General features: G+C 64.3%; 14 protein-coding genes. 11 read left to right on the plus strand and 3 right to left on the minus strand.

All coding sequences use genetic code 11. The features are described from left to right. Positions 1–3: 3 nt before the first annotated feature. Together gatA and gatC are read right to left on the minus strand one after the other, a co-directional pair. A complete protein-coding gene (gatA, locus tag NJ69_RS01265; RefSeq protein WP_039575575.1) occupies positions 4–1,455 on the minus strand; it encodes an Asp-tRNA(Asn)/Glu-tRNA(Gln) amidotransferase subunit GatA in 1,452 nt (483 codons plus the stop codon). Positions 1,456–1,470: 15 nt separating this feature from the next. Continuing rightward, a complete protein-coding gene (gene gatC, locus NJ69_RS01270; protein ID WP_029613616.1) occupies positions 1,471–1,758 on the minus strand; it encodes an Asp-tRNA(Asn)/Glu-tRNA(Gln) amidotransferase subunit GatC in 288 nt (95 codons plus the stop codon). A gap of 201 nt (positions 1,759–1,959) precedes the next feature. On the opposite strand from gatC, the gene mreB reads away from it, so the two are divergent. The 8 genes from mreB (at position 1,960) to tldD (ending at position 13,044) form a co-directional block, all read left to right on the plus strand. Beyond that, on the plus strand, positions 1,960–2,997 hold the full coding sequence (gene mreB / locus NJ69_RS01275; protein ID WP_039575577.1) for a rod shape-determining protein MreB: 1,038 nt from the start codon (positions 1,960–1,962) through the stop codon (positions 2,995–2,997). 223 nt (positions 2,998–3,220) lie between these two features. Next, a complete protein-coding gene (gene mreC / locus NJ69_RS01280; RefSeq protein WP_369811436.1) occupies positions 3,221–4,222 on the plus strand; it encodes a rod shape-determining protein MreC in 1,002 nt (333 codons plus the stop codon). Further along, positions 4,222–4,710, plus strand: coding sequence for a rod shape-determining protein MreD (gene mreD / locus NJ69_RS01285; protein ID WP_039575581.1), 489 nt, complete (start codon positions 4,222–4,224; stop codon positions 4,708–4,710). The genes mreC and mreD overlap by 1 nt, the downstream gene beginning before the upstream one ends. A 29-nt stretch (positions 4,711–4,739) precedes the next feature. Then, the gene (locus tag NJ69_RS01290; protein ID WP_039575584.1) at positions 4,740–5,330 is read left to right on the plus strand and encodes a Maf family protein; all 591 of its coding nucleotides are present in this window, start codon (positions 4,740–4,742) and stop codon (positions 5,328–5,330) included. Between the two features lie 59 nt (positions 5,331–5,389). Then, positions 5,390–6,847 (plus strand): ribonuclease G, encoded by a 1,458-nt coding sequence (gene rng / locus NJ69_RS01295; protein WP_039575586.1) that lies wholly within the window; start codon positions 5,390–5,392, stop codon positions 6,845–6,847. A gap of 79 nt (positions 6,848–6,926) precedes the next feature. Continuing rightward, positions 6,927–10,736 (plus strand): YhdP family protein, encoded by a 3,810-nt coding sequence (locus NJ69_RS01300; RefSeq protein WP_039575588.1) that lies wholly within the window; start codon positions 6,927–6,929, stop codon positions 10,734–10,736. 14 nt (positions 10,737–10,750) lie between these two features. Further along, positions 10,751–11,602, plus strand: coding sequence for a carbon-nitrogen hydrolase family protein (locus tag NJ69_RS01305; RefSeq protein ID WP_039575591.1), 852 nt, complete (start codon positions 10,751–10,753; stop codon positions 11,600–11,602). Between the two features lie 2 nt (positions 11,603–11,604). Continuing rightward, entirely contained in the window at positions 11,605–13,044 is a 1,440-nt protein-coding gene (gene tldD / locus NJ69_RS01310) for a metalloprotease TldD (protein ID WP_029613611.1), read from the plus strand. Between the two features lie 113 nt (positions 13,045–13,157). Here the strand turns inward: tldD and yjgA are convergent, their stop codons facing one another. Continuing rightward, complete coding sequence (gene yjgA / locus NJ69_RS01315) at positions 13,158–13,679, minus strand: ribosome biogenesis factor YjgA (RefSeq protein ID WP_037027981.1); 522 nt, start codon at positions 13,677–13,679, stop codon at positions 13,158–13,160. Between the two features lie 109 nt (positions 13,680–13,788). Between yjgA and pmbA the strand changes: the two genes are divergently transcribed. The 3 genes from pmbA to NJ69_RS01330 all read left to right on the plus strand — a co-directional run bounded on the left by pmbA (position 13,789) and on the right by NJ69_RS01330 (position 17,033). Continuing rightward, the gene (gene pmbA / locus NJ69_RS01320) at positions 13,789–15,135 is read left to right on the plus strand and encodes a metalloprotease PmbA (RefSeq protein ID WP_039575595.1); all 1,347 of its coding nucleotides are present in this window, start codon (positions 13,789–13,791) and stop codon (positions 15,133–15,135) included. A 127-nt stretch (positions 15,136–15,262) separates the two neighbouring features. Continuing rightward, the gene (locus NJ69_RS01325) at positions 15,263–15,664 is read left to right on the plus strand and encodes a FagA protein (protein ID WP_080754701.1); all 402 of its coding nucleotides are present in this window, start codon (positions 15,263–15,265) and stop codon (positions 15,662–15,664) included. Further along, positions 15,657–17,033, plus strand: coding sequence for a class II fumarate hydratase (locus tag NJ69_RS01330; RefSeq protein ID WP_039575600.1), 1,377 nt, complete (start codon positions 15,657–15,659; stop codon positions 17,031–17,033). The genes NJ69_RS01325 and NJ69_RS01330 overlap by 8 nt, the downstream gene beginning before the upstream one ends. Positions 17,034–17,047 lie beyond the last annotated feature (14 nt).

The following is a 17,047-nucleotide window of genomic DNA, read 5'->3' on the forward strand; positions in this document are numbered from 1 at the left end:
TCCTCAGAAGCCGTTGGGGGCGCGGGTGTGCCAGTCGGTGACTTGCTGGTAGCGGTGCGCGACGTTGAGCAGGCGGCCTTCCTGGAAATACGGGGCCAGCAGTTGCACGCCTACCGGCAGGCCATCGACGAAGCCGGCCGGCATCGACAGGCCCGGCAGGCCCGCCAGGTTGGCGGTGATGGTGTAGACGTCCTCGAGGTAAGCGGCGACCGGATCGCTGCTCTTGGCCCCGAGTTTCCAGGCCAGGTTCGGCGTGGTCGGGCCGAGGATCACGTCGACCTGCTCGAAGGCCGTCATGAAGTCGTTCTTGATCAGGCGGCGGATTTGCTGGGCCTTGACGTAGTAGGCATCGTAATAGCCAGCCGACAGGGCGTAGGTGCCGACCATGATCCGGCGCTGCACTTCAGGGCCGAAACCCTCGCCGCGCGAGCGCTTGTACAGGTCGGTGAGGTCTTTGGGGTTTTCGCAGCGATGGCCGAAGCGTACGCCGTCGAAGCGCGACAGGTTGGAGGAGGCTTCGGCCGGGGCGATCACGTAGTAGGCCGGGATGGCATGCTGCATGTTCGGCAGGCTGATTTCCTTGACCACCGCGCCGAGCTTTTCCAGCGCCTTGACGCTGTTGTGCACCAATTCGCCGATGCGCGGGTCGAGACCGGCACCGAAGTACTCCTTCGGCAGGCCGATGCGCAGGCCCTCGAGCGGGGCGTTCAGGTTGGCGCTGTAGTCGGGTACCGGCTCGTCGACGCTGGTGGAGTCGTTCGGGTCGAAGCCGGCCATGGCTTGCAGCAACAGCGCGCAGTCTTCGGCGGTGCGGGCCATCGGGCCGCCCTGGTCGAGGCTCGAGGCGTAGGCGATCATGCCCCAGCGCGAAACCCGGCCATAGGTAGGCTTGAGACCGGTGAGACTGGTCAGGGCCGCCGGTTGGCGGATCGAACCGCCGGTGTCGGTGCCGGTGGCAGCGGGCAGCAGGCGTGCGGCCACCGCGGCGGCCGAACCACCGGAAGAACCGCCAGGCACGTGTTCGAGATTCCACGGGTTTTTCACCGCGCCGTAGTGGCTGGACTCGTTGGCCGAGCCCATGGCGAATTCGTCCATGTTGGTCTTGCCGAGGCTGACCATGCCGGCCTGGGCCAGGCGTGCGACCACGGTGGCGTCATAGGGCGCGGTGAAGCTGTCGAGCATCTTCGAGCCACAGCTGGTGCGCACGCCCTGGGTGCAGAACAGGTCCTTGTGGGCGATGGGCGCGCCCAGCAGCGCACCGGTCTCGCCCTGGGCGCGCCGTTGGTCGGCGGCGCGGGCCTGTTGCAGGGCTTGTTCTTCGGTGATGCTGATGAAGCTGTTGAGCTGGGGGTCGAGCTGCTGGATGCGCGCCAGCAGCGTGCGGGTCAGCTCTTCGGAGGAAAACGACTTGTCGGCGAGGGCGCGGGCGATCTCGGCCAGAGTGAGTTGATGCATGGCAGGTTCTATCCCTTACTCGATGACTTTCGGAACCAGGTACAGACCGTTCTCGGTCGAGGGTGCCACCGCTTGGTAGCGATCACGCTGGTTGCTTTCGGTCACCTGGTCGGGACGCAGGCGCTGGGTGGCTTCGAGCGGGTGAGCCAGCGGCTCGATGCCGGTGGTGTCGACGGCTTGCATCTGGTCGACCAGCCCGAGAATACTGTTCAGGGCATCGGTAATGCGTGGCAGTTCGCCTTCATTGAGACCCAGGCGGGCCAGATGGGCGATCTTTTCCACGTCACAGCGTTCAAGCGCCATGGGGATCTCCAGGAAAAACAGAAACAGAATGCTTCCGTATTGAGGAACATGCCGGGATTCTGGCGGTCATACGGCCGCGATCATCGGCTGGCGTGCTCGGAAAACTGCCAATTTACCATATTGGCTCCTTGCCCAAAATCCCTGCCATTGTTAGAGTTTGCCGCACTTTTTTACCCACGCTTTCCCCAGGGTCACTTTCCCATGTTCAAGAAACTGCGTGGCATGTTTTCCAGCGATCTGTCCATCGACCTGGGTACTGCCAACACCCTTATTTACGTGCGTGAGCGCGGTATTGTCCTGAATGAGCCCTCGGTCGTTGCCATCCGTACCCACGGCAACCAGAAAAGCGTCGTGGCCGTCGGCACCGAAGCCAAGCGCATGCTCGGCCGTACACCTGGCAACATTGCCGCCATTCGTCCGATGAAGGACGGCGTGATCGCCGACTTCAGCGTCTGCGAGAAGATGCTGCAGTACTTCATCAACAAGGTTCACGAAAACAGCTTCCTGCAGCCCAGCCCTCGTGTGCTGATCTGCGTCCCGTGCAAATCGACCCAGGTCGAACGCCGCGCCATCCGTGAATCGGCGCTGGGCGCCGGTGCCCGCGAAGTGTTCCTGATCGAAGAACCCATGGCCGCCGCCATCGGTGCCGGCTTGCCGGTCGAGGAAGCGCGCGGTTCGATGGTCGTGGATATCGGCGGTGGTACCACCGAGATCGCGTTGATCTCGCTCAACGGTGTGGTCTACGCCGAGTCCGTTCGCGTCGGCGGCGACCGCTTCGACGAAGCCATCGTCACCTACGTACGTCGCAACTACGGCAGCCTGATCGGCGAATCCACCGCCGAGCGCATCAAGCAGGAAATCGGCACCGCCTACCCAGGTGGCGAAATTCGCGAAGTCGATGTGCGCGGCCGTAACCTGGCCGAAGGCGTGCCGCGTGCCTTCACCCTGAATTCCAACGAAGTGCTCGAAGCGCTGCAGGAGTCCCTGGCGACCATCGTCCAGGCGGTCAAGAGCGCCTTGGAACAGTCGCCGCCGGAACTGGCCTCGGACATCGCCGAGCGCGGTCTGGTGCTGACCGGTGGTGGTGCCCTGCTGCGCGACCTCGACAAGCTGCTGGCCCAGGAAACCGGTCTGCCGGTGATCGTCGCCGAAGACCCGCTGACCTGCGTCGCGCGCGGCGGTGGTCGTGCGCTGGAGATGATGGACAAGCACGCCATGGACCTGCTCTCCAGCGAGTGAGTCGCGTGCCGTTCGCTGTTCGCTGAAATCCCCCGGTTTACAGGTGGCACACACAGTGCTACCTGTATGCGCTGGGCTGGCGTCCGTTGGGCGTCGTTTCCGTCAACCCGCAGGCAGGTGGTTGCATTGACCCTGTGCAATGACCGCCTGAATCGTCGTCCACGAGGAACGGCCCATTAAACCGCTTTTCTCCAAGGGCCCTTCGCTGGGCGTTCGTCTGCTCGTGCTGGTGGTGATGTCGGTCGCGCTGATGGTGGTCGACTCGCGCTTCGACGTGCTCAAACCGGTGCGCAGCCAGATGGGGCTGGTGCTGATGGAGTCCTATTGGGTCACCGATTTGCCGCAGCGTCTGTGGCAAGGCGTGGCCGGGCAGTTCGGCAGCCGCACCGAACTGATCGCCGAGAACGAGAAACTCAAGACCGAAGCGCTGCTGTTGCAGGGGCGTTTGCAGAAATTGGCCGCGCTGACCGAGCAGAACGTGCGCCTGCGCGAACTGCTCAATTCTTCCGCGCTGGTCAACGAGAAGGTCGAGGTGGCGGAGTTGATCGGCGTCGACCCCAATCCGTTTACCCATCGCATCCTGATCAACAAGGGCGAGCGCGACGGCGTGTTCCTCGGTCAGCCGGTGCTCGATGCGCGCGGCCTGATGGGCCAGGTGGTCGAGCTGATGCCTTACACCTCGCGGGTGCTGCTGCTCACCGATACCACCCACAGCATCCCTGTCCAGGTCAATCGCAATGGCCTGCGCGCCATCGCCAGCGGCACGGGCAATCCGGAGCGTCTGGAACTGCGCCACGTGGCTGACACCGCCGACATCAAGGAAGGCGATCTGCTGGTGAGCTCCGGCATGGGGCAACGTTTCCCGGCCGGTTATCCGGTGGCCACGGTCAACGAAGTGATCCACGACTCCGGGCAGCCCTTCGCCATCGTTCGTGCCATCCCCACCGCCGCGCTCAACCGCAGTCGCTATATGCTGCTGGTGTTCAGCGACCGACGCACGCCTGAGCAACGCGCCACCGATGCGGCCATCGCGCAGGAGGAGGCCGATCGCCAGGGTGCCAAGGACGCTCATCCGGGCGCGGCGACGGGCCAAGCGCCGGCCTCGACCGGCGACGCGCAGGGCCATGCTCCAGCCGCGTCTGGTTCCTCGGCGCCGGCGCACGGCTCGTCCACCTCTCATCCGGCCGCCACGCCAGCAGCGCCGGCCCAGCCGCGGAGTGAATGATGGTCAGTACCCGTAGCAGAAATGGCTGGGCGATCTGGTTGACCTTCGTCATCGGCTTGTTGCTCAGCGTGACGCCGATGCCGCAATTCATGGAAGTATTCCGTCCCATGTGGCTCGCTTTGCTGCTGGCGTTCTGGACACTGGCGGTGCCGAGCAAGGTCGGCATGACCACCGCGTTCGTCCTGGGGCTGGCCGAAGACGTGCTGTACGGCACCCTGTTGGGGCAGAACGCGCTGATTCTCACATTGATCACGTTCCTGGTGCTGTCCTTGCAGCAGCGCCTGCGCATGTTCCCCATGTGGCAGCAAAGCCTGGTGATCCTGGTGGTGTTCGGCATCGCCCAGTTGATCCAGCTGTGGCTCAGCGCCCTGACCGGTAACCGCCTGCCGACCCTGGCGCTGGTCTGGTCGGCGGTGATCAGTGCCTTGCTCTGGCCCTGGATCAGCTTCGCCCTGCGTGGCCTGCGCCGACGCCTGCACATCCACTGACGCGTCGCCACTGACAGGGAGATGTCCACATGACCCAACTGTACCTGGCCTCCGGCTCGCCGCGTCGGCGCGAGCTGCTGGCCCAGATCGGCGTGCCGTTCACGCGGGTCCACGCACCCATCGATGAAACGCCGTTGCCCGCCGAAGCGCCACAGGCCTATGTCGAGCGTCTGGCACGGGCCAAGGCCGCAGCCGGTTTCGCCACGCTGACGGCGCCCGGCGTGGTGCTCGGTGCCGACACCGCCGTGGTGCTCGACGGCGTGATCCTCGGCAAGCCGGACGATCGCGAGCATGCGCTGGCCATGCTCGGCGATCTGTCCGGACGTGAGCACCAGGTGCTCACGTCCGTGGCGCTCACCGATGGCCAACGCTCGCTGAGCCTGTGCGTGGCCACCCAAGTGCGTTTTCGCGCCATCTCCTTCGACGAAGCCTGGCGCTACTGGGCCAGCGGCGAGCCTGTGGACAAGGCCGGTGGTTATGCCATCCAAGGCCTTGGCGCGGTATTCGTCAGCGCCATCGCCGGCAGCTACTCGGCTGTGGTCGGCCTGCCCCTGAGCGAAACCGCCGAGCTGCTCGAGCAGTTCGCCATCCCTTGCTGGCAGCACGAGGAAATCGCTTAACGCTGGCCAGACGTGCGCCCGCCATCCATGATTACCGAAGACCTTTGACGAGAGCTGCCATGAGCGAAGAGATCCTGATCAACATCACCCCGATGGAATCACGCGTGGCAGTGGTGGAAAACGGCGTATTGCAGGAAGTGCATGTCGAGCGCACCCAGCGCCGCGGTATCGTCGGCAATATCTACAAGGGCAAGGTGGTGCGGGTGTTGCCGGGTATGCAGGCGGCTTTCGTCGACATCGGTCTGGAGCGCGCAGCCTTCATCCATGCTTCGGAAATCTCCCAACGCGAAGGCTCGGCGGTCGAGACCATCACCGCCTTGGTGCACGAGGGCCAGGCCCTGGTGGTGCAGGTGACCAAGGATCCGATCGGCACCAAGGGCGCGCGCCTGACCACCCAGTTGTCGATTCCCTCGCGTTACCTGGTGTACATGCCGCGCAGCAGCCATGTCGGCATCTCGCTGAAGATCGAAGACGAAGCCGAGCGTGACCGCCTCAAACAGGTGGTCAGCGACTCCATGACCCAGGAAAACCTCAAGGACGCCGGCGGTTTCATCCTGCGCACCGCCGCGGAAGGCGCGCGGGCCGAGGATATCCTGCAGGACATCCGTTATCTGCGCCGCCTCTGGGAGCAGATCGCCAGCCAGATCCAGACCTGCGGCGCGCCCACCGTCATCTACGAAGACCTGGGCCTGGCACTGCGCACCTTGCGAGACCTGGTCCACCCGAAGATCGAGAAGATCCGTATCGATTCTCGGGAAACCTTCCAGAAAACCACACAGTTCGTCGGCGAGCTGATGCCCGAGATCGCCGACCGCCTCGAGCACTATCCGGGCGAGCGGCCGATTTTCGACCTCTACGGTGTCGAAGACGAGATCCAGCGCGCGCTGGAGCGCAAGGTGCCGCTGAAGTCCGGTGGTTATCTGGTGGTCGACCCGGCCGAGGCCATGACCACCATCGACGTCAACACAGGCGCCTTCGTCGGCCATCGCAACCTCGAAGAGACGATCTTCAAGACCAATCTGGAAGCGGCCACGGCCATTGCCCGACAACTGCGCCTGCGCAATATCGGCGGCATCATCATCATCGACTTCATCGACATGGAAGATGAGGAACACCGCCGCCAGGTGCTGCGCACGCTGGAGAAGCAACTCGAGCGCGATCACGCCAAGACCAACATCATCGGCATCACCGAGCTGGGCCTGGTGCAGATGACCCGCAAGCGCACCCGCGAGAGCCTCGAGCAGGTGCTCTGCGAGCCCTGCCAGGCGTGCCAGGGGCGCGGCAAGCTGAAAACCCCGGAAACCATTTGCTACGAGATCTTTCGCGAGATTCTGCGCGAGGCCCGCGCCTACCAGGCCGAGGGCTATCGGGTGCTGGCCAATCAGAAGGTGGTCGATCGGCTGCTGGATGAGGAGTCGGGTAACGTCGCCGAACTGGAAGCGTTCATCGGGCGAACCATTCGCTTCCAGGTCGAGTCCATGTATTCCCAGGAACAATATGATGTGGTGCTGCTCTGACTCGCGCTGAATACCTCCGTGCTGTGGCGAAATCTGCGGGTGCGGCCATAGTTGATGGACGACTCGGAGGGCCTTGGCCATGGGACGTTTGAACCGCGTCTTGGGCGCGATGACCCGGTGGGGCCTTGGCCTCTGCGCACTGCTGGTCGTGTTACTCGCGCTGTATGTGAGTCTCGGCCGACAATTGGCGCCGCTGGTGGCCGAATACCGTAACGAGCTGCAGGACAAGGCCGAGCAGGCGCTGGGCATGCCCGTGCATATCGGCGTCCTGGAGGGACGCTGGAGCGGCCTGGCACCGGTGCTGCGGGTCAGCGATCTGCAATTGGGTGAGGGGGCGTCGGCGCTGCGCCTGGACGAGGTCAAGCTGGTACCCGACTTGTGGGCCAGCCTCAAGGCCCACGAAGTGCGTCTGGCGCACATTCAGCTTGGCGGCCTGCAAGTGATCCTGCGCGAGAATCCACAGGGCGAGTGGCGCTTGGAAGGGCTGCCGAAAAAGGATGACGAGCCATTCGATGCCGCCCAGGTGCTGCAGCGCCTGCGTCAATTGGGACGGGTCGATGTGTTCGACAGTCAGGTTACCCTCCAGCCGTTTGGACGCGACCCTCTCACCCTGACCTATGTCAGCCTCGGTCTGCAGGCCAGTCCCGCGCGGCAGTCCCTGGAACTGCAGGCAACCCTACCGGACGGCCAGCCTCTGGCGCTCAACCTGCGCAGTCGCGCCAAACCCGAGGCCTGGCGCGAAGGCGACTACCAAGCCTATCTGAGCCTGCCGCAGAGCGACTGGGCGCGCTGGCTGCCGCCCAGTGTGCTGGGCCAATGGCGGGCCAAGACCCTGCGTGCAGGGGGCGAGTTCTGGGTCGACTGGCGCGAAGGGCGCTTGCAGCGCGGCGTCGTTCGGCTCAACGCACCGACAGTGCGAGGTGCCTACGCGGACCGCAAGATGATCACCCTGGACAATCTGGCCCTGTCGGCCTGGGTTCGCCAAGGGCGTGAAGGGTACGAGGCGGTGGTCGATTCCCTGGCGGCGAACATCGGCGACACTCGCTGGGAAAGCCACCTGCAGGCGCAGCAAGCACCCGCTACGGATGACTCAGGCGACACTTGGCACGTTCAGGCCGACCGCCTCGACCTGACGCCGATCACCCCGTTGATCGACGCACTGGCGCCACTGCCCGACAAACTGATGACCGTAGTCGATGCGCTGAAGGTTACCGGTGCCCTGCGCAACGTGCGACTCGACATCCGCCCCCAGGCCGAAGGCGACCAACGCCTGGCGTTCGCCGCCAACCTCGACAACGTCGGCTTCGACGCCTACCACGGCGCTCCGGCGGCCGGCAATGTCAGCGGCAGCATCAGCGGCGACCTAGGCCAGGGCGAGCTGCGCCTGGACAGCGATGCCTTCATGCTTCACCTCTACCCGATCTTCGCCAAGCCCTGGCACTACCAGAAAGCCAATGCTCGCCTGACCTGGGCGCTGGACGACGATGGGTTCACCCTGATCGCGCCCTACATCAAAGTGCTCGGCGATGAAGGCAAGATCGCCGCCGACTTCCTCATTCGCTTCCGTTTCCACGAGCAACAGGCCGACTACATGGACCTGCGCGTCGGTCTGACCGACGGCGACGGGCGCTACACGGCCAAGTACCTGCCGCAGGTGCTCAGCCCGGCGCTGGACCAGTGGTTGCGCAGCGCCATCGTCAAGGGCGCGGTCGATGAGGGTTATTTCCAGTACCAGGGTTCGTTGAACCACGATGCGCCGGACCATTCGCGCAGCATCAGCCTGTTCTTCGACGTCCACGACGCCACCCTCGATTTCCAGCCCGGCTGGCCGCAGGTGCGGCAGGTGGACGGCAAGGTGCGCATTCAGGACAGCGGCGTGCATATCCAGGCCAACCAGGGCCTGTTGCTCGATACCAAAGTCAGCGACGTGCGCGTCGATATTCCTCACGTCGAGGGAGACCAGCACAGCCACCTGTATCTGGACGGCAAGTTCGACGGCAGCCTGGGCGACGGTCTGAAGATCCTCAAGCAGGCGCCCATCGGCACTGGCGAGATCTTCGCCGGCTGGGAGGGCGAGGGGCCGCTGCGGGGCAAGGTCAAGCTGGACATTCCCTTGGAGCACGGCATGCAGCCCAAGGTGAACGTCGATTTCGCCACCCATGATGCGCGACTGAAAGTGGAGCCGCCTGCGCTTGAGTTGAGCCGCCTCAAGGGCGACTTCAACTTCGATCTGGACAAGGGTTTGAGCGGTAAAGACATCAGCCTGCAGGCCTTCGGTAAACCGGTTTCGGCGCAGATTTTCGCCGAAGGGCAGGGCGGCCAGATCCAGACCCGTATCCAGGCCAGCGGTCAGGTGGCACTCAAGGCGTTGACCGAGTGGCTGCAGTTCAAGCAGCCAGTGCCGGCTTCGGGCGATCTGCCCTACCAACTGCAACTCAGTCTTGGCAGTCGTGACAACCGTCTGGACATCAACTCGTCGCTCAAGGGGCTGATCATCGACTTGCCGCCGCCGTTCGGCAAGGCCATGACCACCGTGCGTGAGAGCAGCTTTGGCATGACTCTGCAAGGCGCCGAGCGACGCTTCGATGCGCGGTATGCCGACCTGGCGCAGTTGGCCTATGCCGCCACCTTGGACAAGCCCGATCAGGGCCGCGGCGAGTTGGTGCTCGGCGGTGGCTCGGCCAACGTACCCGGTGCTCAAGGCCTGCGAGTGCGGGGCCGGCTGGAGACGCTGGACCTGGAGCCCTGGCAGCAGCAGATGGGCAAATATGCAGGGCAGGACCCTGGCGGCAGCGCGCGCCAGACCTTGCAGAGCGTCGACTTGAGCATCGGCCGGCTGAGCGCTTTCGGCACCGAACTCAATCAGGCCGTGGTGCGCCTGGCGCGGGTGGCCAGCGCCTGGGACCTGCGGCTGGACAGCCGCGAAGTGATGGGCAACGCCCGCTTGCCTGACGCCAAGGCAGCGCCGATGGTGGTCACACTGCAGACCCTGCGTCTGCCCCCGGCCGATCCGCAGCAGGAAGCGGCCGACGATGCGCCGGACCCGCTGGCCTCCTTCGATCCACGCAAGGCGCCCATGCTCGACCTGAGCATCGACAAGCTCTACCGCGGCGACGATCTGTTCGGCAGCGCGGCGGTCAAGCTACGCCCAACGGCACGCGGCGTTTCGGTGAATGACATCAACCTCGATCTGAAGGGCCTGCGTGTCGATGGCAGCGCTGGCTGGGAGGGCACGCCCGACAGCAGCGCCAGCTGGTACAAAGGCCGCGTGCAGGGCGCGAATCTCGGTGATGTGCTCAAGGCCTGGGGCTTTGCGCCGACCGTCACCAGCCGCAGCTTTCGCATGGACGTCGACGGTCGCTGGCCAGGCTCGCCAGCCTGGGTCAGTCTCAAGCGCTTCTCGGGAAGCCTCGATGCTGCACTGCGCACCGGGCAGTTCGTCGAGGTCGAGGGCGGTGCCCAAGCCCTTCGCGTATTCGGCCTGTTGAATTTCAACTCGATCGGTCGCCGTCTGCGCCTGGACTTCACCGACCTGTTCGGTCAGGGCCTGGCCTATGATCGGGTCAAGGGCTTGCTGGTGGCCAGCGAAGGCGTCTATGTGACCCGCAAGCCGATCGCGGTGACCGGGCCTTCGAGCAATTTCGAACTCGACGGTACGCTCGATCTGGTCCGTGACCGCATCGACGCCAATCTGCAGGTGACCCTGCCGGTTACCAACAACCTGCCACTGGCTGCGTTGATCGTCGGTGCTCCGGCGGTGGGTGGGGCATTGTTCCTGGTCGATCGTCTGATCGGCGACCGCGTTGCGCGCTTCGCCAGCGTGCATTATCGGGTTCAAGGTCCGGTCAAAGAGCCTAAGATCACATTTGTGAAACCCTTCGACAAATAGCTTCGGGAGCGGTCATGAAGTCAGCGGTGATCCAGATGGTCAGTCAGGATGATGTCCTGGCCAACCTGCAGCGGGCGCACTCGCTGCTGGAGCAGGCTGCCGCCGACGGCGCTCGCTTGGCTGTGTTGCCGGAAAACTTCGCGGCCATGGGTCGGCACGATGCCGCCGCCATCGGCCGTGCCGAGGCCCTGGGCCAGGGGCCGATACTGCCCTGGTTGAAACGTGCCGCCCGCGACCTCAAGTTATGGGTAGTGGCGGGCACGTTGCCGCTGCCACCGGTCGGTTCGCCCGAGGCCAAGGCCCACGCCTGTTCGTTGCTGGTCGACGAGCAGGGTGAAATCGTTGCCCGCTACGACAAGCTGCATCTGTTCGATGTGGATGTGGCTGACAATCGCGGACGCTACCGGGAGTCAGACGACTATGCGCCGGGTGCGCGCGTGGTGGTGGCCGATACCCCGGTCGGCAAACTGGGCCTGTCGGTGTGTTACGACCTGCGCTTTCCCGAGCTCTACAGCGCCCTGCGCGAGGCAGGAGCGGAGCTGATCAGCGCACCTGCGGCGTTCACCGCCGTGACCGGTGCGGCGCACTGGGAAGTGCTGATCCGTGCGAGGGCCATCGAAACCCAGTGCTACGTGCTGGCAGCCGCCCAGGGCGGGACTCATCCCGGAGGGCGCCAGACCCATGGTCAAGCGGCGATCGTCGACCCCTGGGGGCGGATCGTGGCCGAACAGGCGCGCGGCGAAGGTGTGCTGCTCGCTGCGCGCGATATCGACGAACAAGCGTCCATTCGGGCGCGCATGCCGGTGACTTCGCACCGGCGCTTTTTCACGCAGGACGCCTTGCGGCCTGCGTTCACCGTGGAGTGACTATGAGCCAGATGTTATCGACCGTCAGCGATCAGCTCCTGGCACCGGGCGGACTGACCCTCGACAGCCTGCAAGCTGTGTTGGGTGAGTTGGCCGGGCCCGGCATCGACGCGGCCGACCTGTATTTCCAGGGACAGATCTCGGAAACCTGGGCGCTGGAAGACGGCATCGTCAAGGAAGGCAGTTTCAACCTCGACCAAGGCGTGGGTGTGCGTGCGCTGTCCGGCGAGAAGACAGGCTTCGCCTATAGCAATGCGATCAACCTTGAAGCGCTGACCTCGGCCGCCCGTGCCGCCCGGTCGATCTCGCGCGCCGGCCAGAACGGCAAGGTTCAGGCGTTCCGCAGCCAGGACGTGGCCGCGTTGTATGCGCCGGACAACCCACTTGACGTGCTGAGCCGCGCCGACAAAGTCGAGTTGCTCAAGCGCGTCGATGCCGCCACCCGTGCCCTCGATCCGCGTATCCAGCAGGTCAGCGTCAGCATGGCGGGCGTCTGGGAGCGTATTTTGGTGGCGGCGGCCGATGGCAGTCTGGCGGCGGATGTGCGGCCCTTGGTGCGCTTCAACGTCAGCGTCATCGTCGAGCACAACGGTCGCCGCGAGCGCGGTGGTCACGGCGGGGGCGGGCGCACCGACTACCGCTACTTCACCGAGGCGCGCGTGATGGACTATGCGCGCGAGGCGTTGCGTCAGGCGCTGGTCAATCTCGATGCCCGACCGGCGCCGGCTGGCTCACTGCCGGTGGTGCTCGGTCCAGGCTGGTCAGGTGTGCTGCTGCACGAGGCGGTTGGGCACGGTCTTGAGGGCGACTTCAACCGCAAGGGCAGTTCGGCCTACAGCGGTCGCATCGGCGAAGCCGTGGCGTCGAAGTTGTGCACCATCGTCGACGATGGCACGCTCAAGGATCGTCGCGGCTCGCTGAGCGTCGACGACGAAGGCACGCCCACCGAGTGCACCACGCTGATCGAGAACGGCATCCTCAAAGGCTACATGCAGGACAAGCTCAACGCTCGCCTCATGGGCATGGCGGTGACCGGCAACGGCCGACGCGAATCCTATGCGCACCTGCCCATGCCGCGCATGACCAATACCTACATGCGCGCTGGCCAGAGCGATCCGCAGGAGATCATCGCCTCGGTCAAGAAGGGCATCTACTGCGCCAACCTGGGTGGCGGACAGGTGGACATCACCAGTGGCAAGTTCGTGTTTTCCACCAGCGAGGCCTACCTGATCGAAGACGGCAAGATCACCGCACCGGTCAAGGGCGCGACGCTGATCGGCAATGGTCCGGAGGCGATGAGCCGGGTGTCGATGGTCGGCAACGACCTGGCACTGGACAGTGGCGTGGGCACCTGCGGCAAGGACGGGCAGTCGGTGCCGGTGGGCGTAGGCCAGCCGACCCTCAAGCTCGATGCGATTACCGTAGGTGGGACCGGGGCTTGACGTATTCTGGGCGCGGTGCAGGCGCGGCGCCGTGTCGCGACCTGGGCGATGCGCTGCCGGCCGGCAGCGGTTTCGTCCGCGTTCGCCGGGCCAGCCCGCTCCTGCGCGTGCGCTCAGCGCAGGCCGCGTTGCAGTTCGTCGAGGTCGCGAATGTACTTGAATACCTTGCGCGCTGCGGCGGGCGGCTTGTTCCGTGCTTTTTCGTGCTGAGCATGGCGAATCAGCGAGCGCAGGTGCTGGCGATCGGTTTCGGGGAATTCGCTGACGAAACGCTCAAGGTCTTCGTCGTTGCCGTCGATCAGCCGGTCGCGCCAGCGTTCCAGGCCATGGAAGCGTTCGTTGTACTGGCGTGTGGAGCTGTCGATCTGTTCCAGCAGCGCCTGGATGGCGTCCACATCCTGCACGCGCATCAGCTTGCCGACGAACGACATGTGGCGTTTGCGAGCGCCGTGGGCAGTGTGCCGGGAGGCTTCCTCCAGGGCCTTGCGCAGCTCGTCGGTGAGCGGCAGGCGCGCGAGGGTGTCGGGCTTGAGCGTGGTGAGGCGCTCGCCGAGTTCGACCAGTGCATGCAGCTCGCGCTTGATCTGGGTCTTGCTTTTTTCGCCGTCGAAGGCGTCGTCGTATGAATCAACCATGGTGGCAGTCCGCAGGAAATCGCCGCCATGATAACCAGTCGGGGGCCGCTTTGTCCGGCCCGGTCGCACAACGACCCTCGCCGAACGCAGAATTTGAGTGGAGAACACCATGAGTGCAGTCCAGAGCATAGGCCCCAAGGACCTGCCGGCGTTGCAGGAGCAGGTCGAAGCGATCGTCGCCGAAGCACGACGCCAGGGCGCCAGCGCCTGCGAGGTGGCGGTTTCGCTGGAGCAGGGTCTGTCGACCAGTGTGCGCCAGCGCGAAGTGGAAACGGTCGAATTCAACCGCGACCAGGGCTTCGGCATTACCCTCTATGTCGGTCAGCGCAAGGGCTCGGCGAGCACCTCGGCCAGCGGCGCCGAGGCCATCCGCGAGACCGTGGCCGCTGCCCTGGCGATCGCCAAGCACACGTCCGAAGACGAGTGCTCGGGCCTTGCCGATGCGGCCTTGATGGCACGTGAGCTACCTGATCTGGACCTCTACCACGATTGGAATATCGAGCCGGAACGGGCCATCGAGCTGGCCCTGGAGTGCGAGGCGGCGGCCTTCGATGCCGACCCGCGTATCCTCAACGCCGATGGCACCACCCTCAATACCCACCAGGGTGTGCGCGTGTACGGCAATAGCCATGGCTTCGTGGGTGGCTACGCCTCGACCCGGCACAGCCTGAGTTGCGTGATGATCGCCGAGGGCGATGGGCAGATGCAGCGTGATTACTGGTACGACGTCAGCCGCCAAGGCCCACTGCTCGACGATCCACGAAACATTGGTCGGCGTGCGGCACAGCGGGCCGCCAGCCGACTGGGCGCGCGTCCGGTGCCTACCTGCGAAGTGCCCGTGCTGTTCGCCGCAGAGCTGGCCGGTGGACTGTTCGGCAGCTTTCTTTCGGCTATCTCCGGCGGCAGTTTGTATCGGAAGTCGTCCTTCCTCGAGGGCACGCTCGGTCAGCAATTGTTCCCCACCTGGCTGACGCTGGACGAGCGCCCGCATATTCCACGGGCGCTGGGCAGCGCCGCGTTCGATGGCGACGGGCTGGCGACCTATGCCAAACCGTTCGTCGATAAAGGTGAGCTGGTGTCGTACATCCTCGGCACCTACTCCGGTCGCAAGCTGAAACTGCCGAGCACCGCCAATGCCGGGGGCGTGCACAACCTGTTCGTGACCCATGGTTCGGAAGACCAGGCTGCGTTGATCCGACGCATGGGCCGTGGTCTGCTGGTGACCGAACTGATGGGGCACGGGCTGAACATGGTCACCGGTGACTATTCCCGCGGCGCGGCGGGTTACTGGGTGGAGAACGGCGAAATTCAGTTCCCTGTGCAGGAGGTGACCATCGCCGGAAACATGAAGGACATGTTCCGGCAAATTGTTGCCATCGGTGGCGATCTTGAGACCAGAAGCAACATTCACACGGGTTCCGTGCTGATCGAGCGTATGACCGTCGCGGGCAGTTGACTGTCTGAAGTGAAGCGATGATGTACAAAACCCGGACGAAGCGCCGGGTTTTTTATGTCCGCTTTCGAGCTTGAAGTGATTCTATTTATCAATTAATAATGAATATCATTACACGGCAACTCCGGCGATGATGTTCATGAAAACCGTTCTCCACGAACTGCCCTACCTGGAAAACTGGCGCTGGCTGAGCCGGCGTATTCGTTGCGCGCTCGATCCCGACGAGCCGCGTTTGGTCGAACACTACCTCGCCGAGGGACGCTACCTGGTGTGCTGCACCGAGACCTCGGCCTGGACCGTGGCCCTGACTTCCCTGCGCCTTCTGCTCGATACCGCTTGCGACCGCATGCTGCCGTGGCACTGGCGCTGCCACTGCCTGGACCAGGCGTGGCGTCCGTTGCTCGACCTGCGCAATCTCGATCGCCGCGACGGCAACCAGCGTTGGCAGCCCTATGCCCTGCAGTTGGCCAATTGTGTGCTGCTGCCTTCGATTTCTCCCGATGAACTGATGCAAGGATTCGATGATGAGTGATACCCGTATCGAGCGTGACAGCATGGGCGAGTTGCAGGTCCCGACCCAGGCCCTGTATGGCGCGCAGACCCAGCGTGCGGTCGATAACTTTCCGGTCAGCGGCCAGCGCATGCCGCTGCAGTTCATCCGTGCCTTGCTGCTGGCCAAGGCGGCGGCTGCGAAGGCCAACATCGAACTGGGCCAATTGAGCGCGCAGCAGGGCGAGGCGATCGTCCGTGCGGTGGAGCAACTGTTGGGTGAAGACTTCATCCAGCACTTCCCGGTCGACGTTTTCCAGACCGGGTCCGGCACCAGTTCCAACATGAATGCCAACGAGGTGATCGCTACGCTCGCCAGTCGCGTGCTGGGCGATCAGGTCAATGCAAACGACCATGTCAACTGCGGGCAGAGCAGCAATGACATCATCCCCACCACGATCCATGTCAGTGCGGCCTTGGCCCTGCATGAGCAACTGCTGCCGGCGTTGACGCATCTGGTGCAAGTGCTCGAGAAAAAATCGCTGGAGGTGCATCGCTTCGTCAAGACTGGCCGCACTCACCTGATGGACGCCATGCCGGTGCGCATGAGTCAGGTGCTCGACGGCTGGGCCGCGCAGATCAAGGGCGCACAGGCGCACCTGCACGCCAGCCTGCCCGCGCTGCAAGCGTTGGCTCAGGGCGGCACCGCCGTCGGCACCGGAATCAACGCCCATCCACAGTTCGCAGCCGGTTTTGCCCGTGAATTGAGCGCGTTGTCCGGCATCCCGTTCACGCCAGGCGAAAACCTCTTCGCGCTGATCGGCTCTCAGGACACGGCCGTTGCGCTGTCCGGGCAGCTCAAGACCACCGCCGTGGCGCTGATGAAGATCGCCAACGATCTGCGCTGGATGAACTCTGGCCCTCTGGCCGGGCTTGGCGAGATCGAACTGGAAGGCCTGCAACCGGGCTCCTCGATCATGCCCGGTAAGGTCAATCCGGTGATTCCCGAGGCCACCGCCATGGTCGCCGCGCAGGTGATAGGCAATGACGCCACCATCGCCATCGCGGGTCAGTCGGGCAACTTCGAGCTCAACGTGATGCTGCCGGTGATCGCCCGCAACTTGCTCGAGAGCATCGAACTGATGGCCAACGTCAGTCGATTGCTGGCGGACAAAGCCATCGCCAGCTTCAAGGTCAACGAGCCCAAGCTCAAGGAGGCCCTGTCGCGCAACCCGATCCTGGTCACCGCCTTGAACCCGATCATCGGCTATCTGAAGGCGGCCGACATCGCCAAGACTGCCTACAAGCAGGGACGACCGATCGTCGATGTGGCTCTGGAGCACACCGATCTGTCACGCGATCAACTGGAGGCCTTGCTGGATCCGGAGAAGCTCACTGCGGGCGGTATCTGACTCGCGTTCTTCAT

This window comes from Pseudomonas parafulva, assembly GCF_000800255.1.
Taxonomy (GTDB): Bacteria; Pseudomonadota; Gammaproteobacteria; order Pseudomonadales; family Pseudomonadaceae; genus Aquipseudomonas; species Aquipseudomonas boreofloridensis.